Annotated in this window: 24 protein-coding genes; 10 read left to right on the plus strand and 14 right to left on the minus strand. The window is 77.0% G+C overall.

What is annotated here, in order from left to right; translation table 11 throughout:
- Positions 1 to 12: 12 nt before the first annotated feature.
- On the minus strand, positions 13 to 2,697 hold the full coding sequence (locus D0Z06_RS20140; protein ID WP_117379333.1) for a LuxR C-terminal-related transcriptional regulator: 2,685 nt from the start codon (positions 2,695 to 2,697) through the stop codon (positions 13 to 15).
- Positions 2,698 to 3,221: 524 nt separating this feature from the next.
- Between D0Z06_RS20140 and D0Z06_RS20145 the strand changes: the two genes are divergently transcribed.
- Positions 3,222 to 3,476, plus strand: coding sequence for a hypothetical protein (locus D0Z06_RS20145; RefSeq protein ID WP_147332095.1), 255 nt, complete (start codon positions 3,222 to 3,224; stop codon positions 3,474 to 3,476).
- Between the two features lie 143 nt (positions 3,477 to 3,619).
- Here the strand turns inward: D0Z06_RS20145 and D0Z06_RS20150 are convergent, their stop codons facing one another.
- Positions 3,620 to 3,946, minus strand: a complete 327-nt coding sequence (locus tag D0Z06_RS20150; RefSeq protein ID WP_117379335.1) for a helix-turn-helix domain-containing protein — start codon at positions 3,944 to 3,946, stop codon at positions 3,620 to 3,622.
- 160 nt (positions 3,947 to 4,106) lie between these two features.
- Between D0Z06_RS20150 and D0Z06_RS20155 the strand changes: the two genes are divergently transcribed.
- Positions 4,107 to 5,159: an AraC family transcriptional regulator gene (locus tag D0Z06_RS20155; protein WP_117379336.1), complete on the plus strand. Its 1,053-nt coding sequence runs from the start codon at positions 4,107 to 4,109 to the stop codon at positions 5,157 to 5,159.
- 9 nt (positions 5,160 to 5,168) lie between these two features.
- Here D0Z06_RS20155 and D0Z06_RS26980 read toward each other — a convergent pair whose 3' ends face one another.
- Positions 5,169 to 5,885, minus strand: a complete 717-nt coding sequence (locus tag D0Z06_RS26980) for a CPBP family intramembrane glutamic endopeptidase (RefSeq protein WP_117379337.1) — start codon at positions 5,883 to 5,885, stop codon at positions 5,169 to 5,171.
- 272 nt (positions 5,886 to 6,157) lie between these two features.
- On the opposite strand from D0Z06_RS26980, the gene D0Z06_RS20165 reads away from it, so the two are divergent.
- A complete protein-coding gene (locus D0Z06_RS20165; RefSeq protein ID WP_147332096.1) occupies positions 6,158 to 8,059 on the plus strand; it encodes an alpha/beta-hydrolase family protein in 1,902 nt (633 codons plus the stop codon).
- 36 nt (positions 8,060 to 8,095) lie between these two features.
- Here D0Z06_RS20165 and D0Z06_RS20170 read toward each other — a convergent pair whose 3' ends face one another.
- Positions 8,096 to 8,266 (minus strand): CsbD family protein, encoded by a 171-nt coding sequence (locus D0Z06_RS20170; RefSeq protein ID WP_117379339.1) that lies wholly within the window; start codon positions 8,264 to 8,266, stop codon positions 8,096 to 8,098.
- A gap of 168 nt (positions 8,267 to 8,434) precedes the next feature.
- Here D0Z06_RS20170 and D0Z06_RS20175 point away from each other — a divergent pair, with 168 nt between their 5' ends.
- Positions 8,435 to 8,833 carry a hypothetical protein gene (locus D0Z06_RS20175; protein WP_117379340.1) on the plus strand — a complete coding sequence of 133 codons (399 nt, stop codon included), beginning with the start codon at positions 8,435 to 8,437 and terminating at the stop codon, positions 8,831 to 8,833.
- A 36-nt stretch (positions 8,834 to 8,869) separates the two neighbouring features.
- Here the strand turns inward: D0Z06_RS20175 and D0Z06_RS20180 are convergent, their stop codons facing one another.
- Positions 8,870 to 9,079: a hypothetical protein gene (locus D0Z06_RS20180; RefSeq protein WP_117379341.1), complete on the minus strand. Its 210-nt coding sequence runs from the start codon at positions 9,077 to 9,079 to the stop codon at positions 8,870 to 8,872.
- Between the two features lie 220 nt (positions 9,080 to 9,299).
- Between D0Z06_RS20180 and D0Z06_RS20185 the strand changes: the two genes are divergently transcribed.
- The gene (locus D0Z06_RS20185) at positions 9,300 to 9,503 is read left to right on the plus strand and encodes a cold-shock protein (RefSeq protein WP_117379342.1); all 204 of its coding nucleotides are present in this window, start codon (positions 9,300 to 9,302) and stop codon (positions 9,501 to 9,503) included.
- A gap of 80 nt (positions 9,504 to 9,583) precedes the next feature.
- Here the strand turns inward: D0Z06_RS20185 and D0Z06_RS20190 are convergent, their stop codons facing one another.
- Both D0Z06_RS20190 and D0Z06_RS20195 read right to left on the minus strand, forming a co-directional pair.
- Positions 9,584 to 10,045 (minus strand): hypothetical protein, encoded by a 462-nt coding sequence (locus D0Z06_RS20190; protein ID WP_117379343.1) that lies wholly within the window; start codon positions 10,043 to 10,045, stop codon positions 9,584 to 9,586.
- Between the two features lie 64 nt (positions 10,046 to 10,109).
- Positions 10,110 to 10,754, minus strand: coding sequence for a hypothetical protein (locus D0Z06_RS20195; protein ID WP_117379344.1), 645 nt, complete (start codon positions 10,752 to 10,754; stop codon positions 10,110 to 10,112).
- 175 nt (positions 10,755 to 10,929) lie between these two features.
- Between D0Z06_RS20195 and D0Z06_RS20200 the strand changes: the two genes are divergently transcribed.
- From D0Z06_RS20200 to msrB, 3 genes are read left to right on the plus strand one after another with little or no spacing between them, the layout of a single operon-like run.
- Entirely contained in the window at positions 10,930 to 13,062 is a 2,133-nt protein-coding gene (locus D0Z06_RS20200) for a histidine kinase (protein WP_117379345.1), read from the plus strand.
- Positions 13,059 to 13,730 (plus strand): response regulator, encoded by a 672-nt coding sequence (locus D0Z06_RS20205; RefSeq protein ID WP_117379346.1) that lies wholly within the window; start codon positions 13,059 to 13,061, stop codon positions 13,728 to 13,730. The genes D0Z06_RS20200 and D0Z06_RS20205 overlap by 4 nt, the downstream gene beginning before the upstream one ends.
- 41 nt (positions 13,731 to 13,771) lie before the next feature.
- Positions 13,772 to 14,191 (plus strand): peptide-methionine (R)-S-oxide reductase MsrB, encoded by a 420-nt coding sequence (gene msrB, locus D0Z06_RS20210; RefSeq protein WP_117379347.1) that lies wholly within the window; start codon positions 13,772 to 13,774, stop codon positions 14,189 to 14,191.
- Between the two features lie 123 nt (positions 14,192 to 14,314).
- On the opposite strand, the gene hemQ is transcribed toward msrB, so the two are convergent.
- From hemQ to hemE, 4 genes are all read right to left on the minus strand, one after another.
- Entirely contained in the window at positions 14,315 to 15,046 is a 732-nt protein-coding gene (hemQ, locus tag D0Z06_RS20215; protein ID WP_117379348.1) for a hydrogen peroxide-dependent heme synthase, read from the minus strand.
- A 355-nt stretch (positions 15,047 to 15,401) separates the two neighbouring features.
- Complete coding sequence (locus tag D0Z06_RS20220) at positions 15,402 to 16,358, minus strand: hypothetical protein (protein WP_117379349.1); 957 nt, start codon at positions 16,356 to 16,358, stop codon at positions 15,402 to 15,404.
- A gap of 71 nt (positions 16,359 to 16,429) precedes the next feature.
- Entirely contained in the window at positions 16,430 to 17,794 is a 1,365-nt protein-coding gene (gene hemG / locus D0Z06_RS20225) for a protoporphyrinogen oxidase (protein ID WP_117379350.1), read from the minus strand.
- Positions 17,791 to 18,846: a uroporphyrinogen decarboxylase gene (hemE, locus tag D0Z06_RS20230; protein ID WP_117379351.1), complete on the minus strand. Its 1,056-nt coding sequence runs from the start codon at positions 18,844 to 18,846 to the stop codon at positions 17,791 to 17,793. The genes hemG and hemE overlap by 4 nt, the downstream gene beginning before the upstream one ends.
- 72 nt (positions 18,847 to 18,918) lie before the next feature.
- Between hemE and D0Z06_RS20235 the strand changes: the two genes are divergently transcribed.
- Positions 18,919 to 19,563: a DUF3000 domain-containing protein gene (locus D0Z06_RS20235; protein WP_117379352.1), complete on the plus strand. Its 645-nt coding sequence runs from the start codon at positions 18,919 to 18,921 to the stop codon at positions 19,561 to 19,563.
- A gap of 157 nt (positions 19,564 to 19,720) precedes the next feature.
- Positions 19,721 to 20,908, plus strand: a complete 1,188-nt coding sequence (locus tag D0Z06_RS20240; protein WP_233517835.1) for an HRDC domain-containing protein — start codon at positions 19,721 to 19,723, stop codon at positions 20,906 to 20,908.
- A gap of 101 nt (positions 20,909 to 21,009) precedes the next feature.
- Here D0Z06_RS20240 and D0Z06_RS20245 read toward each other — a convergent pair whose 3' ends face one another.
- The 3 genes from D0Z06_RS20245 to D0Z06_RS20255 all read right to left on the minus strand — a co-directional run bounded on the left by D0Z06_RS20245 (position 21,010) and on the right by D0Z06_RS20255 (position 24,329).
- Positions 21,010 to 22,299: a sugar ABC transporter permease gene (locus tag D0Z06_RS20245; RefSeq protein WP_117379354.1), complete on the minus strand. Its 1,290-nt coding sequence runs from the start codon at positions 22,297 to 22,299 to the stop codon at positions 21,010 to 21,012.
- Positions 22,300 to 22,301: 2 nt separating this feature from the next.
- The gene (locus tag D0Z06_RS20250) at positions 22,302 to 23,120 is read right to left on the minus strand and encodes an ATP-binding cassette domain-containing protein (protein ID WP_117379355.1); all 819 of its coding nucleotides are present in this window, start codon (positions 23,118 to 23,120) and stop codon (positions 22,302 to 22,304) included.
- Positions 23,121 to 23,237: 117 nt separating this feature from the next.
- Positions 23,238 to 24,329 carry a sugar ABC transporter substrate-binding protein gene (locus tag D0Z06_RS20255; RefSeq protein ID WP_117379356.1) on the minus strand — a complete coding sequence of 364 codons (1,092 nt, stop codon included), beginning with the start codon at positions 24,327 to 24,329 and terminating at the stop codon, positions 23,238 to 23,240.
- Between the last annotated feature and the right edge of the window lie 132 nt (positions 24,330 to 24,461).

The following is a 24,461-nucleotide window of genomic DNA, read 5'->3' on the forward strand; positions in this document are numbered from 1 at the left end:
TGCCGACCGCCCTCAGAGGAGCCCGCGCTCCCGCGCTCTCCGCACCGCCTGGCTGCGGCGGCTCACCGACAGCTTGCGCAGGATGCTCCGGATGTGCGTCCGCACGGTGTTCACCGAGATGAACATCGTCGCCGCGATCTCGGCGGTGGAGAGCATCTCCGCCAGGTGGCGGAGGACCTCCATCTCGCGGTCGCTGAGCTCCTGGACCACCTCGGTCGCCGGGGGCGCCGCGGCGTTCCCGGCACCGGTCGGCCGGGCCCCGCTCGAGGGGTTGAGCCACGCACCCGGGCCCTGCAGCCGGGGGTGCGTGCGCAGCAGCCGGCGGGCCTGCGGCGGCGTGTCGACGAACGGCCAGCGGAGCAGCTCGGGTCGGGCGAGCTCGAGCGCCGCCGCGAGCTCCTCGGCCGCGGCGGACAGGTCGCCGCTCTCGACCAGCTGGCAGGCCCGGACGACCGTCGACTCGACGATCTGCGCCGGGGATCCCCGGAACTGCTCGTCCGGTGGCACCTCCACCGCCTCGTCGCCGCCGAGGAGGCCGACCGACGCCTGCAGGCGCCGGCTCCACGGCTCGCCGCCGCCCCTGTCCCGGAGCATGGCGAGCCCGTCGGCCACGTGCCCCCGGGCCACCGCCAGCCGCACCACCTCGGTGACGACCTGCTCCGCGACCCACCGCGGGAGGGACGGGCCCTCCAGGTGGGGGCGCAGCACCTGCTCCGCGAGCTCGTACTCGTGCCGCATGCGGAAGTGCTGGCCCTGCAGCACGGCCTGCAGGGGGCCGGGCCCGATCGCGCCCGGGCCGGCGGACCGCTCCCGGTTCCTGGCCCGCCCGAGCCACTCCCGCGCCTCGACCAGCGAGTAGCGGCGGAGGTGGGCCCACGCCAGGGCCGTCGCGGCGGCGGGGTCGCGGGCCGACTCGTCCCTGCCCTCCTCGGTGGCGAGCGCCTCGGCGTCCAGGGCGAGCTGGACGGCCCGGGTCAGGTGCCCCTCGAGCGCCTCGAGGAGCGCGAGCCGGCCGAGCGCCCAGCACCGGAGCCTGCGGGAGCCCGCCGCCTGCGCCGCGGTCGCCGCTGACCGCACCGCGGCGAGCAGCTGCCGTGGCGGAGCGCTGGTCCCGAGGACCGCCTGCGCGCGGAGGTGGCCCAGCAACGCCACGGCCTCGCTGCGCGCCTGGTGCTCGTGCTCCGGGAGCTCGGCGACGAGCGCGGTCGCGGCGTCGAGACGCGGGAGCAGCGCCGCAGGTGCGGCGTCCGTCCCCGCGCTCGCGGTCAGGCAGGCGAGGGTCGCCGAGACGCGCAGCGGGAGCCGGTCGCCCTCCTCCTGGGCCCGCACCGATGCCGCCAGGTCGGCCGGTGCCGGGGAGCTGCCCGCGGCGAGGGCGACGACCGTCCGGACGACCGCGGCCTCGGCACCGCGGAGTCCCGGCGGGAGCGACTGCAGACCGCGCACGGCCGTGTCCGTCCCGTGCACCAGCAGGCGCGGGACGAGCAGGTCGTCGACGAGCAGACGGCTGACGAAACCCCAGTCCTCGGCGGCCACGGCGTGCACGACCGCGTCCTGGGCGCGGCCGGCGGCGGCGTACCACTCCGCGCAGGTCCGGTGCAGCCCGGCGACCTCCCCCGGGTGCTCGTAGGCCAGCTGCGCCTGCAGCATCTCCCGGAAGAGCGGGTGGACGCGCAGGCCGCCCGGCGCGCCCGGGGACTCCTCGACGAACGCGTTGGCGTGCGCCAGCCCCACGAGGACGCGCCGGCTGTTGCGGCGGCCGCAGAGCCGGTCCGCCAGGTCGGGCCACAGCTCCGAGGTCACGCTCGTGCGGAGCAGGACGCGGCGGACGGTGGCCGGCTGACCCTCCAGGACCTCCGCGAACAGGTACTGGGCCACGCTGCCGTCGTCGTGCGCCAGCGACGTGACCAGCCGCTCGGGTGACACCCCCCGCTTGAGCGGCGCGGCGGCGAGCCGGAGCCCGACGGCCCAGCCCTCCGCCTCCGCGCACAGGGCCCGGGCGACCTCCGCCGTCACCGGGACGCCCATCGCGGCCAGCAGCTCGCGGGTCTCGTCCGCGGTGAAGCCGAGCTGGTCGCCGCGGATCTCCGACAAGGAGCCGTCGAGCCGGTACCGGTGCAGGGGCAGCAGCGGGTCGGACCGGGCGCACAGCACCAGCCGGAGCCGGTTGCCGGCCTGCCGCACGAGCAGGTCGAGACCGGCGGTGACGGACCGGTCGGTCAGGTGGTCGGCCTCGTCCAGGACGAGCACGACGGGGCGGGCGGAGGAGGCGACGTCCGCCACCAGGCGCGGGATGAAGGAGGCGCCCGGCGGCTCCCCGGGGGCCAGCGCGGGCACCTCGGACCACTGCACGCCGACGCGGGTCAGGGCCTCGACCACGTAGCCCCAGAACCGGGCCGGGTCGTCGTCGTACTCGTCCAGGCTCAGCCAGGCGATCGGCCGTCCCGCACCCTGGCTCTGCCGCCAGGAGGATGCCAGGACGGTCTTGCCCGACCCCGCGGGACCGCTGACGAGGGTGACCGGGGACCGCTGCACGTGCCCCGCCAGGAGGTCGACCAGGCGCCGGCGGAGCACGGTGGCGTGGGCCGGCTCGGGCGGCGCGAGCTTCGACCCCAGCAGGGCCGTGCCCTGCCGGCCGGCCGCACCGGCGGGCCTCGTCAGCGCCGCGGGGGCACTCGCCGTCGACGGTCTCGTCATGCGTCACTCCCGTGCCTTCCGAGTGGTCCACGCCCGTGGCGCCCCGGCCACGGCCGGCGGGTCCCCCGAGAGTCCGCACGACCCCCCTCGGCGCCTGCCGTCCCGCCGGTCAGGGTCCGAAGTCGTGTCCCGTGAGGGCACTCCTCCGCACGGAGGTCGGGCCCCGGGAGGACGCGCCTCGGGACCCCGGACCGGCTGCCGTACGAGGGTGCCCCCGCACCCCTGCCGTGCGGTCTCACCCGTACCGGGTGAGATCTCATCCGCACCGGGTGAGGGAACCGCGCTCCCGGTGCCGGAGGCTGCCGCGCGGCACGGACGGCGAGGCCGCCGGAGCCGTTCGGGTCCCGGCGGCCCGCGGGAGTCGTGGACCGTGCCACGCCGACCGGCGGACGGGCGCGGCGCCGGTCGTCCGCCGGGGACGATGCCGGGTGCCCGCGGTGGCGGCACGCTCGGGTCGCCGGGCGACGGCCGAGGCGGCCCGCTCGGCCCGGGAAGGCCCCGACACGACCAGCGGGGGGACCACCATGACAGCGCCCGCGCCGCCCCTCGACGGTCTCGCCGTCCTCGACCGGCTCATCGTGGAGGCCTTCGCCGATCTCCGGTCGGCGCGGGCCGCCGCGGCGCGGACCGGCAACCGCCGGAACCTCGACGTCCTGACGCGGGCCGAGGAGCACCTGGACGCGCTGCTCGAGTACCGCCACGCCGTGGTGCACCGGGCCTCCCCGCCCGCCGCCGGCGTGGCGGCGGAGCCCGGCCGCCGTCGCGACCGCCCCCGGTGACCCCGCGCGGGACCCGGGGACCGGCGCGCCGGCGGACCCGGGGAGGGGTGCCCCGCCAGGCGACCGCACCACGGACCTGCGGGGCCCTCCGTCGTCCGCCTGGCGGGGGTCAGACGAGTGTGCCACCGGGCGCCGGTCGGGGCTCAGCGGGCGGCGCTGCGCCGGGGCGGGACGGCGAGGACCCCGAGGTCCCGGGCCGCCTGGACCGCGGCCTCCCGGCCCGCGACGCCGAGCTTGGCCTGTACCCGCCGGATCCTCGTGCGGGCGGTGTTCGTCGACACCGAGAGGCTCGCCGCGATCTGGGCGGTCGAGCGCCCCTCGACCAGGCAGCGGAGCACCTCGAGGTCGCGGCGGTTCAGCGCCGACGCGGGGACCGCACCGGCGGGGGCGTCCCCCCGGACGGCCGGTGGCGCCGGGCGGCGGGGCACCGGCAGCGGGACGGCGGGGAGGGACAGGTGCTCGCCGGACATCCCCACCTCCGCGGCCTCGTGCGCGTGCGGTCACGGCCCGGGCCGCCGTAGCCCGTGGTCCAGGACCGACGTGGCACCACGCTAGGGGCAGCGGGTCCACCCGGCTGTACCGGCGGCATCACAGCCCTTACCCTTTCGACCGGCGCGGAGGAGATCCCCGATGCTGCCTCGCATCCGCACGGCCACCCTCACCGGCTACCCCGAGCTGGCCCGGTCGCTCGGGCTCGACCCGGCGGCCCTGATGGCGCAGGTGGGGCTCGATCTCGCCGACCTCGCCGTGCGCGACCGCTGGATCCCGGCCGCGCCCGCGGCCCGGCTCCTCGACCTGTCCGCGCGGCAGTCCGGCTGCCCGGACTTCGGGCTGCGCCTGGCCGCGGCCCGCTCCCTCGGCACCCTCGGACCCGTGAGCGTCGTGGTCCGCGACGAGCCCGACCTGCGCGGCGTCCTGCACCTCCTGGCCACGCACGCGCACGTCTACAACGAGGCGCTGCACCTGCGGCAGTGGGAGGACGGCGACCTCGCGGTGGTCGAGGCCTGGCTCGAGTTCGGTGGCCCGGCACCGCACGACCAGGCGCTCGACCTGGCCATGGCGGCGCTCGTGGGCGTCGTCCGGACCCTGGTCGGCAGCGACTGGCGACCCCAGGCCGCCGCCTTCGCCCGTCCCCCTCCCCCCGAGGTCGAACCCTGGCGCCGGCTCTTCGGCCCCGGTGTGGTCTTCGCCCGCCAGTACACCGGCCTGGCCTTCCCGGCCCCGGACCTCGACACGCGGGTGATCACGGCCGACCCGTCGCTGCGGCCGTACACCCAGCTCTTCCTCCGCACGTTGCTGGCCTCCGGGGTGCCCGCCACGACCGCGGCCCCGGCGGACCTGCGCCCGGCGGACGTGGCGGACGTGGTGGAGTTCCTGCTGCCGCTCGGGCGCCAGTCGATGACGCGGGCGAGCCGGCTGCTCGATGTCCGCCCGGGAGAGCTCCAACGGCACCTGGCCGAGCAGGGCGAGACCTTCTCCTCGGTCCTCGACACGACCCGGGCGCGCCTCGCCGAGCGATACCTGGCCAACGACCACCACTCGCTGACCGAGGTGTCGCAGCTGCTGGGCTTCAGCGCGCCCAGCGCCTTCTCCCGGTGGTTCCGCCGCCAGTTCGGCATGAGCCCCACGGCCTGGCGGCGGGCGGCCCGCGACGGGTCGGGGAGCGGCACCCCGCCGGGGTGAGCGGGCCCGTCAGCCCTGCCGGTCCAGGCGCCAGGCCACCAGACCGAACAGCACGCCGAGGGCGTTCGTCGCCCAGTGCGCGGCGATGCTGGCGAGCACGCTGCCGCTGCGCCGGCGCAGCTCGCCGAAGACCAGCCCGCCGACCGCGGTGAACGCGACCGTCGCCGCGACGACGGTGGCGTCCCCCGCTCCACCGACCGCGCCGGACACACCGCGGTTGGTCTCGCCCAGGTCCAGCGAGGGCAGGATGTGCCACAGCCCGAACAGGACCGAGGTCGTGACCAGGACCTGCCACTGCCGCATGTGCCGCGCGAGCACTGCCCAGAGGACCGACCGGAACGCGAGCTCCTCGAGCGCCACGGTGCCCAGGGGGATGACGACGAGGGCCTTCTCGAGCGCCGCCGCGACGGGCAGGTCGTAGCGCACGTCCTGGAACGCCGGTCGGGTGGCCGGCAGGAGCAGGCCCACCACGTAGACGCCGGCGACGACGGCGACCGTGCCGAGACCCCACCGGGCCCCGGCCCCCAGGCGGTCCCGGCCCAGCCCGAGCTGCGACCAGGTCAGCCCCTCCCAGCGGGCCCAGGCGAGGAGGCCGGCCCCTTCGAGCGCGCGGACCCACCAGGGCGGGTGGAGCACCTGGTCGGCCACGTGGATCGCCGCGAGCACGACCACGACCCCGCCGGAGACCGCCCGGGAGCGCGCCCGGCGGGAGGCGGACCTGGTCACCCCTGCCCACCTCCGCCTCCTGCGGTCAGGGGGACGACCGCCGCCATGGGGCTGCCTCCCCGCGGACCGCCCCGCTCCCTCGGAGCACCGACGCTAGGAGCCCGCCGCGGTGCTCCCACTCCTACCGGGAGGATGAACCGCGGCCCGCGTGCCCGGCCCACCATCGCGTCATGGGACGTTCACGACACCGGTCCGGACGGCGACCGCCAGGACGACAGCAGGACCGCGGGGGGCACCCCGTCCGGAGCACCGCGCCCGACGTCGGGGTGGTCGTGGCCGCGGCGATGGCGCCCGGCACCTTCGCCCCGTCCCTCACCGCGCGCAGTGCGGTGGACCAGGGCCTGGTGACCGGGTTGGCCACGGGCCTGCACTACCTGCTCTCCGCCGGGACGCAGGACCTGCTCGAGGCCGCGGCGCAGACCCTCACGAGGGGGACGCCGTCCCCGTGGCTGCGGCGGGCCGGGCCGATCGCGGTCGACTGCGCGGCGGTGCCCCTCGGGCTGGCGTCGCTGCGGGCGCTGCCGCCGCGGGCGGAGGACCCGCTGCGCGGCGCCGTGCGCCAGGCGGCCTGGCGGCTCGGGGCCACGGGGTTCGGGAGCGCGCTCCTCGGCGGGGCCCGGATCGCCACCCAGGCCCTCGACGACCGGCTGGGCCTGCACGGGCGCCTCGCCGCGGTCCCGCTGGCGGTCCCCGTCGGCCTGGCCGTCGCCTACGTGCGCGACCGGCTGCGCGCGGAGGAGCACGCCGAGCGCACCGACGGGGTGGGGGTCGCGCCGCCGCTGTCGTCCCTCGGCGTCGCGGCGGGGGTCGTCGGGTCCCTCGCCGGCGCCGCGTACGGCGAGCACGCCCTCACCGACCTCGCCGCCCGCAGGGTGGCCGCGGTCCTGCCCGGGTCGCCGGAACTGTGGCGGCTGGCCGGGCACACGGGCGCCCTGGCCGGCCTGGGCCTCGGCGTCTCCGCGGTCTGGCACCGGGCGATGCGGCGCATCGAGGCGAGGACGACGGCCGACGTCCCGGTGCTCGAGCCGGACGAGGGCGACCGGTGGGTGCCGCCCACGGTCAGCGGTGGCCCCGGCAGCCTCGTCGCATGGGAGCGCATGGGGCGCGACGGCCGGCTGCACGCCCTGGCCTCGGTCCGGCCGGAGCCGCTCCCGGACCGCCCGGACGGCGTGCCCGACCTGTCGATCGGGACCGTCATGGGCACGCCCGCCCGGGCCACCCCGGCCCAGGTGTACGTCGGGCTGGACAACGCACCGACGCCGCGGGCACGGGTGGACCTCGCGATGGCCGAGCTGGAGCGGACCGGCGCGTTCGACCGGTCGCTGCTGGTCCTGGTCTCGCCCACCGGCACCGGCTACGTCAACTACGTCGCCGTCGCCGCGCTGCAGTACCTCGCGCTCGGCGACGTCGCCACCGTGACCCTGCAGTACTCGCGCCGCCCGTCCCCGCTGTCCCTCGGGATGGTGAAGACGGCCCGGGAGCAGAACCGGTTGCTGTGGCTGCGGGTCCTCCAGCGCCTGCGGGAGCGCCCCGGCCGCCGTCCGCGCGTCGTGGTGTTCGGCGAGAGCCTCGGTGCGCACACCAGCCAGGACGTGTTCCTGCACTGGGGCACCCTCGGCCTCGACGCGATGGGGATCGACCGCGCCCTGTGGATCGGGACGCCGTACGGGAGCGGCTGGATGCGCCAGGTCACCCGCGGCGACCGCCTCGACGTCGACACCGACGCCGTCGCCGTCGTCAACGACCACGACCAGTACACCGCCCTCGTGGGGCGGCGGGGCCGCTCGCCGCGCTTCGTGCTGCTCAGCCACGACAACGACGGGGTGACGAAGTTCGGCCCGGACCTGCTGTGGTACCCCCCGGACTGGCTGGGCCCCACCCGGCCCCGCCCGGAGCCCGTCCCCGGCGGGAGCCCGCGCGGCATCCCGCCGGCCATGCGGTGGCGGCCGCTGACGACGTTCTTCCAGAGCCTCGTGGACATGAAGAACGCGCAGACGTCGGGGCCCTTCGGCGCGACGCAGCACGACTACCGCGCGGACCTGACCCGCTTCCTCAGCGACGTGTTCGAGCTGCCCGCGTCCGAGGAGCAGCTCCTCCGGGTCGAGCGGACCCTGCAGGTGCGGGAGACCGTGCGCGAGCGGATGTTCGCCGTCGTCCCCGGGGCCGTCGGCTGACGGTGCCGTGGCCGGGGGCCGCGGCGCTGGGTGGGATCACTTGAAGACGTCCTTCACCTTCTCGCCCGCCTGCTTGAGGTTCCCGCTGGCCTGGTCGGCCTTCCCCTCGGCACGCAGGTCCTCGTCACCGGTCGCCCGGCCCGTGGCCTCCTTGGCCTGCCCGCTGAGCTGCTCGGCCTTGTTCTTCACCTTGTCCGTCCCGCTCATGGCGAGGCGGTACCCGCGGAGGACCGCCTCACCCCTCCTGACCGACCCACCGCGCTCACCCGTCCGGGTGACGCGCCCCGGGGAGCGCGCGGCGCGCCCTCCAGGGCCGGGCACCCGCGGTCGATGGCAGGGCGTCGGGTGCGTCGGCGGCGACCGGGGAGGGTGGTCATGCGGGTCTCGTTCGTCGTGTACGGCCTGCTCTACGTCCTCGTCGAGCTGGTCGGGTACCGCCTGGAGCAGGTCGGCTGGCCGCGGCTGACCGCCCTGGACGTGGCCGCCGCGATCACCGACGCGTGCCTCGCCGTGGCCGTGGTCAGCGCGGTCCTGGTCGCCGGCGACGTGGGGCTGCGGCGCCGGCGCGCGCGGCGGGACGGGTGCCCGGTGGCGGTGGACGACGGGGTGCAGGTGCCCGACGCGCCGGGGTCCGGCCCGATCACCGTCCGCTCCTGGCGGCCGCGGCCGGCGCTGCCGGCCGGGCACTCGGCGTACGCCGTCCCCGACGTCCCCGAGGCGGCCTACCCCACGGGCAGCCGCCCGTTCCCGGCGCACCCCGGCCGCCTGCTCTGACCCCGGCCGGCTCGCGCCGACCCGGCCGGCTGACGGTCAGCCGAGCGCGAGGGAGGCGGCGCGGCGGTCGAGGTCGTGCGCGAGCAGCGCGGCCGCGGCACCGGCGCGGACGGCGCCGGCCACGGTGACCGCGTCCGCGGCGGCCAGCGCCGCGGCGAGGTCGGCCAGCCGCTCGGTGAGCTCGTCCTCCAGGTCGGCCTCGGCCAGGTCCTCGACGTCGACCAGGGCGATCGGGTGGGTGCTCACGGCGGGCTCCTCCGGGGGCTGCGGCGGCCGGGCTCCCCGGCTCCCGACCACGCTCGCGCCGCTCCCGCAGGGCCTGCGCGCGGCCGTCGCAACATCGCCGCAAGAACCGCTGTGCACCCGCCTTGCCACGAGCGGGTCGAGGACCACTAGGGTCGTCGATGTCGGGAAGGCCCTGTGCAGTGGCAGGACCCCGATGCACCACCTCAGCTAGGAGCGCGGAATGCCCGAAGGAACAGTCAAGTGGTTCAACGCGGAGAAGGGGTTCGGCTTCGCCACCCCTGACGGTGGTGGGCCGGACGTCTTCGTCCACTACTCGTCCATCCAGACCAGCGGGTACCGCTCGCTCGACGAGGGACAGCGGATCTCGTTCGACATCGAGCAGGGCCAGAAGGGTCCGCAGGCGGCGAACGTCAACCCGCTCTGACCACCTGAGCCACGACAGCGCCCCCGTCCGGGTCCACCGGGCGGGGGCGCTGCACGTCCCGGGCAGGTGCGCCCCGGCCCTCAGCGGGCCCGGGGCACGTACCCGCCGATGAGCGCGGACATCAGCAGGGCGCCGTCCTGCGGCCCGACGGCCCGCGCGGCCTCGGCCATCGCCCGCCAGCGCGCCCGCTCGACCTCGCTGGGGGCGTTCGCGGCCCGCGCGGCCAGCTGCTCGAGCAGCCGGTCCCACTCCCCCTGCGGCGTCGGCCAGAGCCCGGCCAGCCGGCGCGCCTCGGCCGTGATCCCGGTGAACCGGACGATCTCGCCGGCGTAGTTCGTCAGCGCCTCCACGTAGCCCGCGGCCACGAGCGCCCGGGCGGCGGAGACCACCTGCGGCCTGGGCAGCCCGCTGGCCGGCACCACCTGGCCGAGGTAGGGGGCGCCCCCGTACCTCGGCTCGTCGACCAGCCGGGCGATCGCCCGCAGCACCGGCAGGTCGCGGGTGAACCAGACGTCGGGCAGGGGCTGGTCGGGTGCGTCCACCCGCCCAGTCTCGGGCACGCCGGTGCCCCGCCTCCCGGGGAGGGAGGCGGGGCACCGGGGGGCCTCAGCGGTCGCGGGCGCCGGTCAGCTCCGGCCGGCGGACCAGGATCAGCCCGAGGGCCACGTAGCCCACCAGCAGGTGCGCAGCCCCGATGTACTGCGTGACCGCGGGCAGGAGGAAGGACGTCGGGACGACGACCGGCGCCCAGCTCTCGGCGACCGCCGGCCAGAACCGGGCGATCCCCGTCCAGCGGCCGGCGATGGCGATCCGGACGCCGATGGCCGCCATGCCCAGCATCGAGATCGGCCAGAACAGGTCCACCACGGAGAAGAACCCGGTGTCGTAGAGGCCCGGGGCGAAGGCCCACAGCAGCGACGAGAACATCGCCACACCGAGCAGCGCGTGCTCCAGGTGGAGCAGGTTGCGGGCCAGCCGGCCGGTCCCGATCGCGCCGGTGCGCAGCACCACCGCCACCAGGCCGACCAGGCCGAGCTGGAAGAGGACCGCGCCGAGGTTGACCACGAGGGCCTGCCAGCTGCCCGCGGGGGGCGTGGTGCCCAGGAGCGCCACCGGCACCGCCCACGCGAGGGAGCCGGCGGTGACCCCGAGGCCGGCCCGGCGGACCAGCGACGTCGGTGCGGTGGGCCGGGTCCGGGTGGCCGCGGGGGCGTCGGTGCGGGCCGGGACGGGGGTGGTGCTGATGCTCATCTCGTGCTCCCAGGTCGGTGTGCGGTGCCCTGTGCACCGCCTGGGAGTACCGTCGCCGGGGCCCGTCCCGGGCACCCAGGGCCCGGCGCCACGGATCCGGTCCCGTTCGCCGTCCCGGGGGACACGGGACACCCGCCTCGTGACGTCCGGGACGCCGGCGGGTCAGGATCTGCGCGTGCAGGCACAGGCCCCGGCTCCCGGGTGGACGGACGCCACGGCGGAGCGGGCCCCCGCACCACCCCCGGTCCCGGCCGGCCGGCGGTGGCCCGCGCGCGCCGCCGCCTGGGGGGTGCTGCTCCTCGCCGTCGCCCTGACCGGGGCCGCGGCCGTCCTCGACGTCCTCACGCCCGCGTCCGCCCGGGCCGCCCTCGGCAGCGCGCCGGGGTCCGTGGCGGCGCTCACCGGGCTGGCCGTCGCCGCCCCCGGCGCCCTCCTGCTGCGGCGTGCGCCGCGCAACGCGGTGTCCCGGGTGCTCGCCGGGACGGGGCTCTTCTGGGCGGTCGACGGGCTCGCCGAGTCGTGGCTGACCTACGCGCTGCACTCCGATCCGCAGCTCCCCGGCGCGAGCCTCGCCTTCTGGGTGCTCGAGCGCCTCGGGTCCGCGCTGCTGCTGGGCCTCCCCCTGCTGCTCCTGCTCTACCCGGACGGCCACCTGCCGCGCGGGCGGTGGCGGGGGCTCGCGGTGGCCAGCCTCGCCTCCACCTCGCTGCTGCCGGTCGTGCTGCTGACGGTCCCGGCGGAGGTCGCCTTCACCGAAGACGCCGGCGGCGTCCCGGCGGCCTACCGGGACCTCGACCTGGACCTGACCTCGCTCCCGCTGCCCGCGTCGGTCGCCCTGCCGCTGCTCCGGATCGGCTTCCCGCTCGCCGTGCTGGGGATCGCCGTCCCGGCCGCCTCGGTGATCGCCCGCTACCGGCGGGCCGAGCCCGAGGACCGCCGCCGGATGCGCTGGCTGCTCTGGGCCGCCGTCGCCGACCTGCTCGTCATGCTCGCCACGCTGCTGCTCCCCGGCGAGCCCAGCGCCGTCGCCCTCATGGTGGCCGTGGCGCTCACGGGCGCGGCGGTGACCGTCGGCATCCTCCGGCCCCGGGCGCTCGACATCGACCGGCTGCTCGGCGGCACCCTCGTCTACGGTGGGCTGGCCGTCGCCGTCGTGCTCCTCGACCTCGCCGTCCTCGCCGCGGCCGGCGCGCTGCTCGGGGACGCGTTCGGTGAGCAGGACGCCACGCTGGTCACCCTGCTGCTGGTCGCGTTCGTCTACGTGCCCCTGCGCGACCCCCTGTGGCGGCTGGTCCGCCGGTGGGTGCTCGGCGAGCGGGAGGACCCGTACCGGGTCGTCTCCGGGCTGGCCGAGCGGCTGGAGCGGTCCGAGACCCCGGAGGGGCAGCTGCTGGCCGTCGCCGCCGGGGTGGCCGAGGCCTTCCGCGTCCCCTACGTCGGCGTCGAGGTCGATGCGGCCGACGGCGCGCAGCTGGTCGCCGAGAGCGGGCGCCGGCCGGCCGAGGTCCGGTCGCTGCCGATCGCCTACCGGGACGAGGAGGTCGGCCGCCTGCTGCTGCCGGGGCGGGGCGTGCGCGCGCAGCTGGTGGCCCGGGACGAGCGGCTGCTGGCCGACGTCGTCCGCCAGGCCGCCGCGGCCGCCCGGGCCGGCTCGCTGGCCGCCCAGCTGCAGGCCAGCCGCGAGCTGCTGGTCGGCGCCCGCGAGGAGGAGCGCCGCCGGCTGCGCCGCGACCTGCACGACGGGCTCGGCCCGTCGCTCGGCGCGGTCGTGCTGCGCATCGACACCGCCCGGAACCTGGCCGCGCACCGGCCCGAGGACGCCGACCGGCTGCTCCGGCAGGCCCGCGACGACGTCGCCGCCGCCCTGGCCGACGTCCGCCGGCTGGTGCACGACCTGCGCCCGCCGGCGCTCGACGACCTCGGCCTGGCCGGTGCGGTCCGCCAGCAGGCCGAGCGGCTGCTGGCCCCGCGGGTCGAGGTGACCGTCGCGGCGGACGGGCTGCCCGACCTGCCCGCGGCCGTGGAGGTCGCGGCCTACCGGATCGCCTCGGAGGCGCTGGCCAACGCCGCCCGGCACGCCGCCGCGACCCGGGTGCGGGTCACGCTCGGGCGGGCGGACCGCGCGCTCGTCGTGGCGGTCGCCGACGACGGCGTGGGCATCGCCCCGGGCCGGGCGGCCGGCGTGGGCCTGGTGTCCCTGCGGGAGCGGGCCGCCGAGCTCGGCGGCCGGTGCACGGTGACCTGCCCGCCGGAGGGCGGGACGGTGGTGCGGGCGGTCCTGCCCGTCGACGGAGGAGGAGCACGGTGACCGGGACCCCGGCGAGCGAGGACGTCGAGCCGCTGCGGATCGTCGTCGTCGACGACCACCCCGTCTACCGCGACGGGCTGGCGGTGCTGCTCGGGTCGGTCCCGGGGCTGGAGGTCGTGGGCACCGCGGCCGACGGCGCGGCCGCGGTCGCGCTGGCCGTCGACGAGCAGCCGGACGTCGTGGTCATGGACGTGCAGATGCCGGTGCTGGACGGCATCGAGGCCACCCGGCGGATCACCGCCGAGTCGCCGTCCGTCGGGGTCGTCGTCCTGACGATGAGCGAGGACGACGGCACGGTGTTCGCCGCGGTCCGCGCCGGGGCCCGCGGCTACCTGCTCAAGGGCGCCGACCAGGAGGAGGTGGTCCGCGCGATCACCACAGTCGCCTCCGGCGGGGCGGTGTTCGGGGCGGCGCTGGCCCGGCGGATCGCCGAGTTCTTCGCCGCCGGGCCGGCCGGGCCCGCGACCGCCTTCCCGCAGCTGACCGCCCGCGAGCGGGAGGTGCTCGACCTGGTCGCCGCGGGGCGGTCCAACGCGCAGATCGCCGCCAGCCTCTACCTGTCCCCGAAGACGGTCCGCAACAACGTCTCCAACGTGCTGACGAAGCTGCAGGTCACCGACCGGGCGCAGGCGATCGTGCGGGCCCGGGAGGCCGGGCTGGGCCGCTGAGCGCGGGGAATGGCTCCCCCGGGCCGCCCGTTGCTCCGGGCATGACGACCTCCTCCCCCCAGCCGAGGGTGCAGAAGTCCGACGCCGAGTGGCGGGCGCAGCTGTCGCCGGAGGAGTACGCGGTGCTCCGCCAGGCCGGCACCGAGCGGCCGTGGACCGGCGAGTACGTCGACACCAGGGCCCAGGGCGTCTACTCGTGCCGCGCCTGCGGTGCCGAGCTGTTCCGCTCCGAGGCCAAGTTCGACTCGCACTGCGGCTGGCCCTCGTTCTACGAGCCGACGTCCGGGGACAACGTCGTGCTCCGCGAGGACCGCAGCCACGGCATGGTCCGCACCGAGGTGCTCTGCGGCACCTGCCACAGCCACCTCGGCCACGTCTTCGACGACGCACCGCAGACGCCCACCGGCGACCGCTACTGCATCAACAGCGTCTCCATCCGCCTGGAGCCCGCCGGGGCCTGAGCCCGCCGGCTCGCGATCATGAGGTCCGGGAGACGACACGCCGGGCCCCACCGGTGCGTCGTCTCCCGGACCCCATGATCGCGCGGGCGGCCCGGTGCTACGCCAGGTCTGGCCGACCAGGTGCTACGCCAGGTCGGCGACGAGCTCGGCGACCGGCTTGCGCACCCCGGTGTAGAAGGGGATCTCCTCACGCACGTGCCGCCGGGCCCGGCTGGCCCGCAGGTCGCGCATCAGGTCGACGATGCGGTGCAGCTCGTCGGCCTCGAAGGCCAGCAGCCACTCGTAGTCGCCGAGGCCGAACGAGGCGACCGTGTTCGCCCGGACGTCGGGGTAGGGCCGGGCCTGCATGCCGTGCTCCTTGAGCATGTCCCGGCGCTCCTCGTCGGGCAGCAGGTACCACTCGTAGGAGCGCACGAACGGGTAGACGCACACCCAGCGGCGCGGCTCCTCCTCGGCCAGGAAGGCCGGGATGTGGCTGCGGTTGAACTCCGCCGGCCGGTGCAGCGCCATCTGGGACCACACCGGCTCCAGGTGCCGGCCGAGCGCCGTGCGGCGCAGCCGCGTGTAGGCCTCCTGCAGGGCCTCGGCGGCGGGTGCGTGCCACCACACCATGAGGTCGGCGTCGGCCCGCAGCCCGGCCACGTCGTACACACCGCGGACGACGACGTCCTTGCCGGCGAGCTCGTCGACCAGGCCCTGGACCTCCTCGGCGAGGGCGGTGCGGGAGGTCTCGCCGAGCGGCCGGGCCAGCCGGAACACCGACCACATCGTGTAGCGGATGGTGGCGTTGAGCTCGTTGGCCCGCTTGCCGGTGCTGCGCTGCTCCGGCGCCTGCCGGTCGGTCTGCTCGCTCATGGCCTCATTGTCGCCCGCCTCGACCGGGCGGGGCCGCGGCGCCGGTCACACCCGGCGCCGGCCGGCCGGCGCCGGTCAGGGTGCGGTCGGGGTGCGGTCGGTGGGACCGCCGCGCGACCGGGGCAGCCGGGCGGCGCGGCAGTCGTCGCACGCCGCCATCCACACGTGGTGGCGCAGGCAGCGGGCGGGTCGGGCGGACAGGACGGGGATCTGGTGGACGGGGTGGTGCTGGACGGTCACACCGGTGTCAACCCCGGGCCGGTGCCGCAGATGCCCCGCCGGGAGGTGGCGCCGGGCACCGCGGTACCCGGCCCGAGCGCCCGGCCCGAGCGCCCGGCCCGAGCGCCCGGCCCGGTCAGGGGCGGGGCAGCGGGATGAGCGGCGCCACCAGGGGCCGGCGCCCGGGCCGGCAGGCGGCCGCGGCCAGCAGCAGGGCGACGCCGTCCTCGACCAGCGCGGCGGCCCGCGGGTCGAGCCACCGGCCGGCCGCCCGACGCCACGCCGACCCGCCCCAGGTGCCGGCGGCCGCGCCGGCCACCCCGGCAACGAGCGGCAGCGCCCCGTTGGCCCGCTCCCGCGCGGCCAGGCGGGTGGCGCCCACGCCCCCGGCGAGCAGCCGGGCGGCGGCCGACTGCGGGACGGTGCGGTCCGGGGTCTCCGGCTGCTTGTCGGCGACCACCTCCCCCGCCACCGCGGCCAGCGCGCCGGCGCGGGCCAGCACGCCCCGGCCGGGGGTGGTGAGCACCGGGCCGGCGACCCCCAGCGAGCTGCGCATCCCGGCGGCCACGCCCAGCAGGCCGGCCCGGGCGGTCAGCCCCGCCCGGGCACGGGTGAGCGGGCGCCGCCGCTCCCGCCGCGTGGGCACCGCGGCCAGCACCGTCTGCACCGTGGCGCCGTAGGCCAGGTGCGGGACGACGTCGGCCACCCAGTCCTCCCGGCTCCAGGCGCGCGGGTCGCTGACCCCGAGCAGGGCCGCGGGCACGTCGGCGGCGGCCATCGCGGCCGCCCCGGCCGCCGCCGCGCCCAGCGGCGCCGGCAGCCGCACGCCGGCCGAGCGCGCGGCGCTGGCCAGCACGCCGACGCCCAGCCCGGTGGCGGTGCCGGCGAGCGCGCCGAGGGCGTCGCGGCGCTGCTCCCGCTTCCCCTGCCCCGGCAGGTCCTGGCCGGCGGCCGCCGCCGCGGCCTCGACCACCCGGCCCGGCAGGTCCGACGACGGCCGGCCGCGCAGCAGCACGTCGAGGTGGGTGACCGCGGTGAGCACGGTGGTGCCGGCCGCGCCAGCGGCCAGCCCCCGTGCCAGGGAGCCGAGCATGCCGCCAGCGTGTGCAGCGCCGGGCGCCCCGGCAACCGGAGCCCGGCCCGGCCGCACGCCCGGCGCCTCGCTCACAGCAGGGCGTCGACCGCCCGGTGGGCGTCCCGGATGCAGGCGGGGACCCCCACCCCGTCGAACGCGGCGCCGGCCACCGCGAGGCCGGGGACCGCGGCCACCGCCGTCCGGACCGCCGCCACCCGCGCCGGGTGCCCCACCAGGTACTGCGGCAGCCCGCCGCCCCAGCGGACCACCCGGGTGGCCACCGGCTCGGGCCGGGCCAGGCCGAGCAGGTCGGCCACGTCGGCGACGACCGCCCCGGCGAGGTCCGCGTCGTCGCGCTGCAGCTCCGCCTCGTCGCGGAACCGGCCCACCGACGAGCGCACCAGCAGGTGCTCGCCGGAGGCCAGGTGCGGCCACTTCGCCGAGGACACGGTGACCCCCTTGACCAGCCGGCCGGTCACCGGGGGGACCAGCAGGCCCGATCCGGCGTCGAGGTCCTGCGCGGGGAAGGCCATGGCGACCACGGCCATCGACGCGTAGGGGATGCCCCCCAGCGGGTCGACCGCGCCGGGCGCCACGTCGGCCAGCAGCCGGGCCGCCTTCGGCGCCGGCGCGGTGACCAGCACCGCGTCGGCCCGCAGGGTGCCCGGTGCCGCCGCCGCCCCCACCGACAGCTCGAACCCGCCGTCGACCCGCCGCAGCCCGTGCGCCGGCGTGCGCAGCCGGACCTGCGCCCGCGAGGCCGCGACGAGGGCCGCCGGCAGCGCGCCGATCCCGTCGCGGACGGTGGCGAACACCGGGGTGCCCGGGTCGAACCGGCTGCCCGCCCCGGCGTCCCGGGCGGCCGCGGCCGCGGCCAGCACCGACCGCGCCCCGGGGAGGGCGGCGGCCAGCTGCGGCATGGTCGCCGCCAGGGACAGCTCGTCGGCCCGCCCCGCGTAGACGCCGCCGAGCAGCGGCTCGACCAGCCGGTCGACCACCTCGTCGCCGAGCCGCGCCCGGAGCAGGCCGCCGACCGCGGTGTCGCCGTCCCACCGCAGCGGCGGCAGGTCGGCCTCGGCGGCGACCCGCGCCACGCCGGCCGGGGTCAGGACGCCGTCGAGCCCGTCGGCGGAGGCCGGCACGCCGAGCACCGTCCCCGGCGGCAGCGGGTGCCGCCCGTCCGGGAGGACGACGGACGCCCGGGTGGTCGCCGGGGTCACCAGCCGGTCGCCCAGACCGAGCCGCTCGACCAGCCCGACCGCCTCCGGCACGCGGGCCAGCACCGCCTCGGGGCCGGTGTCGTACCAGTGCCCGGCCAGCTCGACGCGGTTCAGCTTGCCGCCCACCCGGTCCCCGGCCTCCAGGACGACGACCTCGTCGTCCGGCCGCCGGCGGTGCCACTCGAACGCCGCGGCCAGCCCGGTGATGCCGGCGCCGACGACGGCCAGCCTCATCGCGCCGACAGCTCGTGCACGAGCTCGACGACGTGGGTGAGCACGTCGGGGTCGGTCTCCGGCAGGACGCCGTGCCCGAGGTTGAACACGTGCCCGCGGGCGGCCCGGCCCTGCTCGACCACCCGGCGCACCTCGCGGTCGACGGTGGCGCGGTCGGCCAGCAGGACGGCGGGGTCCAGGTTGCCCTGCAGCGAGCGCTGCGGGCCGACGCGGCGGGCCGCCTCGTCCAGCGGCACCCGCCAGTCGACACCGACCACGTCGGCCCCGGCGTCACCGACGAGGGCGAGGAGCTCCCCGGTGCCGACGCCGAAGTGGATCCGCGGCACGTCGCGCTCCCCCAGCCCGTCGAACACCGCGCGCGAGTGCGGCAGCACCCGCTCGGCGTAGTCCGCGGCCGAGAGCACGCCGGCCCAGGAGTCGAAGAGCTGGACGGCGGAGGCGCCGGCATCGACCTGGGCGCGCAGGAAGGTGGTCGCCGACACCGCCAGCCGCTCCATGAGCCGCTGCCAGGCCTGCGGTTCGGCGTACATGAACGCCTTGGTGCGGGCGTGCTCCTTGGACGGCCCGCCCTCGATGAGGTAGGTGGCGAGGGTGAACGGCGCCCCGGCGAAGCCGATGAGCGGGACCGGGCCCAGCTCGGCGACCAGCCGGCGCACCGCGACCTCGAGGAAGGCCAGCCGCTCGGGCTCCAGCGGCGGCAGCGCGTCGACGTCGGCGACGGTGCGCACCGGCCGGGCCACCACCGGCCCGACGCCGGGCTGGATCTCGATGTCCACCCCCGCGACGACCAGGGGCAGCACGATGTCGGAGAACAGGATCGCGGCGTCCACCCCGTGCCGGCGGACCGGCTGCAGGGTGATCTCGGTGACCAGGTCGGGGTCCTGGCAGGCCTCGAGCATCTTCGTGCCGGCCCGCAGCGCCCGGTACTCCGGCAGCGACCGGCCGGCCTGCCGCATGAACCACACGGGGGTGCGGGCCACCGGCAGCCCCCGGGCGGCGCGCACCAGGTCGGAGTCGGCGGGCGGGGACGTCGGGTTGCCAGCGGGGGTCACGACGCCCGATCCTCCCAGAACCGGTGCGGCGCGTCGGCGCCACGGGGCCGCCCGGCGACCTACCCTGCGAACGTGGAGCCCACCAGCCCGGCCGGTGCCGGGCACGGTCCCGGCGCCCGCGCCGGCGACCAGCCCCCCGCGGAGTTCCGGGCTGCCCTCGAGTCGCTGGCCGGCGTGACCCCCCGCCCCGAGGTCAGGATCGAGCCCATCCCGGCCCCGCAGCGGCTGGCGCCCTTCGCCGCCGCGCTCGCCCTCCACGTCGTCGACCCCGACGGCGACCCCGACGCCGGGGACGACGCCGAGGTGGCCACCGGGCGGTTCATCGTGCTGCACGACCCGGCCGGCCACGAGTCCTGGGCCGGCACCACCCGCTGCGTCGGTTACCTGTCGGCCGGCACCGACGAGCACATGGTCGACGACGCGATGTTCTCCGAGGTCGCCTGGAGCTGGCTCACCGACGCCCTCGCCGAGTCCGGCGCGGCCCACCACGCGGTCGGGGGCACGGTGACCCGGACCGCGTCCACCCGCTTCGGCGAGCTGGCCGGCCCCGAGCACAGCGTGGACGTGGAGCTCCGGGCCTCCTGGACCGCCGCCGACGCCGCCCTCGACCGGCACCTCGAGGCCTGGCTGCAGGTCCTCGGCAACGCCGCGGGGCTCCCCCCGCCGGGCGTGCGGCTGCTGGGTCCCGGTCAGGGCGGGGACGACGGCACTCTCTAACATCGGGGGGAACCGGGGGAGCCGACGCGCGTTCCCTGCCGGCAGCCCCCCGCGGCCCGACGCGGAGCGTGCGGCGCCGGAGCGCCAGACCTGCGGGAAGGGAACCACCCTGAGCACCGAGCCCAGCACCGCCCCGGAGCAGGAGACCGCCCCGGCGGTGCCGCTCCTGGCCCCCCGCGACGGGCTGCCCCCCGTCGTCGAGACCTCCACCGCGCTGGTCGACTACGCCGACGCGCTGCGCGCGGGCACCGGGCCGGTGGCCGTCGACGCCGAGCGCGCCTCCGGCTACCGCTACGGCCAGCGCGCCTACCTCGTGCAGCTGCGCCGCGCCGGCGCCGGCACGGGGCTGGTCGACCCCGTCCCGCTGCCCGACCTCTCCGTGCTGCAGGCGGCCATCGCCGACGCCGAGTGGGTGCTGCACGCGGCCAACCAGGACCTCCCCTGCCTGGCCGAGGTCGGGCTGGTGCCGACCCGCATCTTCGACACCGAGCTCGCCGCCCGGCTGGCCGGGCTGCCCCGCGTGGGCCTCGGGGCCGTGGTCGAGTCGCTGCTGGGCTACTCGCTGCAGAAGGGGCACTCCGCGGCCGACTGGAGCACCCGCCCGCTGCCCCAGGAGTGGCTGGTCTACGCCGCCCTGGACGTGGAGGTGCTGGTCGAGCTGCGCGACGCGCTCGCCGCGCTGCTCGAGGAGCAGGGCAAGACCGAGTGGGCGCGCCAGGAGTTCGCGGCCGTCGTCGCCGCCGGCCCGCCGGCCCCGCGGGTCGACCCCTGGCGCCGGACGTCGGGGGTGCACGGGCTGCGCAACCGCCGCCAGCTCGGCATGCTGCGCGCCCTGTGGCAGGCCCGCGACGAGCTGGCCCGCCGGCGCGACGTGGCCCCCGGCCGGGTGCTGCCCGACGCCGCCATGGTCTCGGCCGTGCAGGCCGACCCGCGCGACGAGGCGGCCCTGCTGGAGCTGCCGGTCTTCCGAGGGCGCGCCAACCGCCGGCTCGTGGGCACCTGGTTCGGCGCGCTCGCCCGCGGGCGGGCGCTGCCGGAGGCGGAGCTGCCCCCGCACAGCCGCCCCGGGGACGGGCCCCCGCCGGTGAACCGGTGGGCCGACCGGGACCCGGCCGCGGCCACCCGCCTGCAGAAGGCCCGGGCCGCGCTGGCCGCGCTGTCGGAGCAGCACGCCGTGCCGGTCGAGAACATCCTCTCCCCCGACCTGGTCCGACGGCTGATGTGGGCCCCGCCCGAGGTCCGGGACCCCGACGCCGTCGCCGCCGTGCTGCGGGCGGGCGGTGCGCGGGAGTGGCAGGTCGCGCTGACCCTCGACGCGCTGAGCGACGCCGTCACCGCCGCCTGACCCGCCCCGGCACAGCCTGTCCCGCCCGCTGCACAGGAAGCTCCTCCCACGTCCACGGCCCGTCGACGGGGGAACTGCTCCCTGTGCCGGGGGGACGGGGGTCAGCGTCGAGCGGTGGTCGCCCGGCGGCGGGCCAGGGCGTCGACGCTCGCGGCCAGCAGCAGGACGCCGCCGGTGATGATGAAGTTCAGGTACGCCTGGACGCCCAGCAGGCCGAGGCCGTTGGCGATGATCGCGATGACCAGACCGCCGAGCACGGCGTCCCGGACCCGGCCACGCCCCCCGAAGAGGCTGGTGCCACCGATCACCGCGGCGCCCACCGCGTAGAGGAGCGTGTTGCCCGCCCCGGAGCCGGGTGTCACCGAGCCGAGCCGGGAGGCGGCGGCGATGCCGCTGATCGCGGCCATCGTCCCGGCGATCACGAACACCGACACCCGGATGCGGGTGACGTCGATGCCGGCCCGGCGGGCGGCCTCGGCGTTGCCCCCGACCGCGTAGACGTGCCGGCCGTAGCCGGTGCGGCCGAGCAGGAAGGTCAGGGCCAGGAGCAGGACCAGCACCAGCGGCACGGCGTACGGGATGCCGGCGAGCTCGACCGCCGCCGAGAGCGCTCGGTCGACGCTGAGCACGGCCGTGACGCCGAGGACGACGGCGGCGATGAGCACGATGCGGGCCACGACGATGACCAGCGGCTCCGAGGCCAGCTTCCTGGCCCGCTGGCTGCGCCAGCGGGCCAGCTGCAGGCCGGCGTAGAGCAGCACCAGCAGCACCGCCAGCAGCCACCCCAGCCACACCGGCAGGGTGTCGTTGCTGATGCCGTTGATGACCGGGTCGCGCACCGGCACGGTCCCGCCCTGGCCGATGAGGCGCAGCGTCACGCCCTGCCAGCCGAGGAACAGCGCGAGGGTGACCACGAACGACGGGATGCCGACGATGCCCACCAGGCTGCCGGTGAACACCCCGATCAGCATGCCGGTGGCCACCGCCGCCAGCACCGCGACCCACCAGGGCGAACCGGACTCGGCCAGCAGCTGGGCCAGGACGGCGGCGCACACGCCGCTGACGACACCGGCCGACAGGTCGATCTCGCCCAGCAGGAGCACGAACACCAGGCCCATGGCCAGCAGGGTGATCGGGACCGCCTGGACCAGGAGGTTGGTCAGGTTCAGCGGGGTGAGGAAGGTGTCCGGTCGCAGGACGGTGAACAGGATCCCGAGGACGACGATGCCGAGAACGGCCGGCAGCGCCCCCAGGTCGCCGCCGCGCACCTTGTCGACGTACCCGCGGACGATCGCGCCGACGGAGTCCGCCGCGCGGTCACCCTCGAAGCCGGAGGAGGCGCCCCCCGGCTCCTGCGCGCTGGTGGGGGTCTGGATCGTGTTCCCGGACATCGTCAGACCCCTGCCTCCGCGACGGTGGGCTCGATCCCCAGGTCGCCCGACCGTCCGGCGGTGATGAGCTCGACCACCTGGGCGCGGTCCACCTGGTCGACGGGGACGTCGGCGGCGATCCGCCCCAGGTACAGGGCGGCGACCCGGTCGGCGACCTCGAACACGTCGACCATGTTGTGGGAGATGAAGATGACGGCGTGACCGGTGTCGGCCAGCCGGCGCACCAGGTCGAGCACCTGCCGGGTCTGGGCGACACCGAGCGCGGCCGTCGGCTCGTCGAGGATGACCAGCTTCGACTCCCAGAGCACCGCCTTGGCGATGGCCACGGTCTGCCGCTGGCCGCCGGACAGGCTGGACACCAGCTGCCGCACCGACTTCAGGGTGCGCACCGACAGCTTGGTGAGCGTGTCCCGGGCCGCCTGCTCCATGGAGGCCTCGTCGAGGACGACCCCCCGCTTGCGCTCCCGGCCCAGGAACATGTTCTGGACGACGTCGAGGTTGTCGGCCAGCGCGAGGTCCTGGTAGACGACCTCGATGCCGAGCCGGGCGGCGTCCCGCGGCCCGTGCAGGTGGACCCGCCGGCCCTCGAAGACCACCTCGCCGGAGTCGACGGGGTGGATACCGGCGATGGCCTTGATCAGCGTGCTCTTGCCGGCCCCGTTGTCACCCACCAGCGCCGTGACCTGGCCGGGGTACACCGTCAGGTGGACGTCGTGCAGCACCTGCACGGCGCCGAAGCTCTTGTTGACGCCGCGCAGCTCGAGGGTGGGGCTGCCGGGGCCGGGGTGGCCGTCGCTGGGACGGTCCGGGAGAACGGACACGCCGCTCCTTCCAGGGGTGTCACGGGCTCGGGGACGGCAGCGGACACGGGACGCCAGGACGGGTCGAGTGTCCGCCGTCGGGGCGCCCCCGGGTAGGGGGCGCCCCGACGGCAGGACTCACTGGATGCCGAGCTCGGTGCAGGCCGAGGCGAACTCGCCGGTGCACAGGTCGGCGGCGGTGACGAAGCCGTCGTCGACGACGTCCTTCACGTTGTCCCGGAAGATCGACACCGGCTCGAGCAGGACCGAGGGCACCGACCGGCCACCCTCCGGGTCCTCGGCCTCGCCGTTGGTCTCGGCCTCCTCGCCGTTGATCAGCGCGATGGCGAGCTCGGCGAGCGCGTTGGCCTCCTCCGCGATCGGCTTGTAGACGGTCATGCACTGGCGCCCCGCGAGGATGTTCTGCAGACCCTCGGTGGTGGCGTCCTGCCCGGTCACCGGCACCTGACCGGCGACGTTGTTGCGGGCCAGCACGGAGATCACCGAGTTGGCCAGGCCGTCGTTGGCGGCCAGCACGCCCTGGATGTTCCCGCCGGCCTGGGTGTACATCTGCTCGAAGATGGTCGCCGCCTGCTGGTTGTCCCAGCCCGGCACGGCCTGCTCGGCGACCTGCGTGTAGTTCGGGATGGCGTCGAGGACCTCGTGCGCGCCCTCGGAGAAGAGGGTGGCGTTGTTGTCGTCCGGCGAACCGTTGAGGAAGGCGATGCTGGCCTGCGTGTCCGGCCCGAGGCACTGGGCCAGGCCCTCGCCCTGGAGCCGGCCGACCTGGGTGTTGTCGAAGGAGACGTAGTACTCGGCCGACCCGCCGAGGGTGAGCCGGTCGTAGTCGATGGTCTGCACGCCCTGCGAGGCGGCCTGCTGCTGGATCTGCGCACCGGAGGCGCTGTCCAGGTTGACGATGGCCAGGACCGTGACGCCGCTGGTGATCATCTGCTCGGCGATCGTGGCCATCCGCTGGGCGTCGCCCTCGGCGTTCTGGATGTCGTACTCGACGCCGGCCTCCTCGAAGGCCTGCTCCAGGAGCGGCCGGTCGGCGGACTCCCACCGCACCGAGGACTCGGTGTCGGGGAGGATCACGCCCACCCTGCCGGCGGCGTCACCGCCACCGCCGCCACCGCCGCCACCGCCGTCGTCGTCCCCGCCGCACGCGGCCAGGCTGAACACGAGCGAGGCGGCCAGAGCCGTCATCAGGGTGCGGGGTCGCGCCATGGGGTTCCTGCCATTCGTCGTGGTCCGACACGTTCCGGCCGCAGAGTGTGGTCGCGCTCACACGACGATGGCAACGGGGTGAGCGCCCCGTTGCGGGAACGTGACCGCGGCGCGCCGGTGCCCTCCGACCTG

Origin of the sequence: Geodermatophilus marinus (assembly GCF_003428645.1) — a bacterium.
Lineage (GTDB): Bacteria > Actinomycetota > Actinomycetes > Mycobacteriales > Geodermatophilaceae > Geodermatophilus.

What these genes read in the sequence shown, in the direction of transcription:
- D0Z06_RS20245 (WP_117379354.1), bottom strand. Translation starts at nt 22,299, where the DNA reads ATGTCCGGGAACACGATCCAGACCCCCACCAGCGCGCAGGAGCCGGGG.
- D0Z06_RS20220 (WP_117379349.1), bottom strand. Translation starts at nt 16,358, where the DNA reads ATGCTCGGCTCCCTGGCACGGGGGCTGGCCGCTGGCGCGGCCGGCACC.
- hemG (WP_117379350.1), bottom strand. Translation starts at nt 17,794, where the DNA reads ATGAGGCTGGCCGTCGTCGGCGCCGGCATCACCGGGCTGGCCGCGGCG.
- D0Z06_RS20145 (WP_147332095.1), top strand. Translation starts at nt 3,222, where the DNA reads ATGACAGCGCCCGCGCCGCCCCTCGACGGTCTCGCCGTCCTCGACCGG.
- D0Z06_RS20255 (WP_117379356.1), bottom strand. Translation starts at nt 24,329, where the DNA reads ATGGCGCGACCCCGCACCCTGATGACGGCTCTGGCCGCCTCGCTCGTG.
- D0Z06_RS20155 (WP_117379336.1), top strand. Translation starts at nt 4,107, where the DNA reads ATGCTGCCTCGCATCCGCACGGCCACCCTCACCGGCTACCCCGAGCTG.
- D0Z06_RS20175 (WP_117379340.1), top strand. Translation starts at nt 8,435, where the DNA reads ATGCGGGTCTCGTTCGTCGTGTACGGCCTGCTCTACGTCCTCGTCGAG.
- D0Z06_RS20150 (WP_117379335.1), bottom strand. Translation starts at nt 3,946, where the DNA reads ATGTCCGGCGAGCACCTGTCCCTCCCCGCCGTCCCGCTGCCGGTGCCC.
- hemQ (WP_117379348.1), bottom strand. Translation starts at nt 15,046, where the DNA reads ATGAGCGAGCAGACCGACCGGCAGGCGCCGGAGCAGCGCAGCACCGGC.
- msrB (WP_117379347.1), top strand. Translation starts at nt 13,772, where the DNA reads ATGACGACCTCCTCCCCCCAGCCGAGGGTGCAGAAGTCCGACGCCGAG.
- D0Z06_RS20170 (WP_117379339.1), bottom strand. Translation starts at nt 8,266, where the DNA reads ATGAGCGGGACGGACAAGGTGAAGAACAAGGCCGAGCAGCTCAGCGGG.
- D0Z06_RS20140 (WP_117379333.1), bottom strand. Translation starts at nt 2,697, where the DNA reads ATGACGAGACCGTCGACGGCGAGTGCCCCCGCGGCGCTGACGAGGCCC.
- D0Z06_RS20195 (WP_117379344.1), bottom strand. Translation starts at nt 10,754, where the DNA reads ATGAGCATCAGCACCACCCCCGTCCCGGCCCGCACCGACGCCCCCGCG.
- D0Z06_RS20185 (WP_117379342.1), top strand. Translation starts at nt 9,300, where the DNA reads ATGCCCGAAGGAACAGTCAAGTGGTTCAACGCGGAGAAGGGGTTCGGC.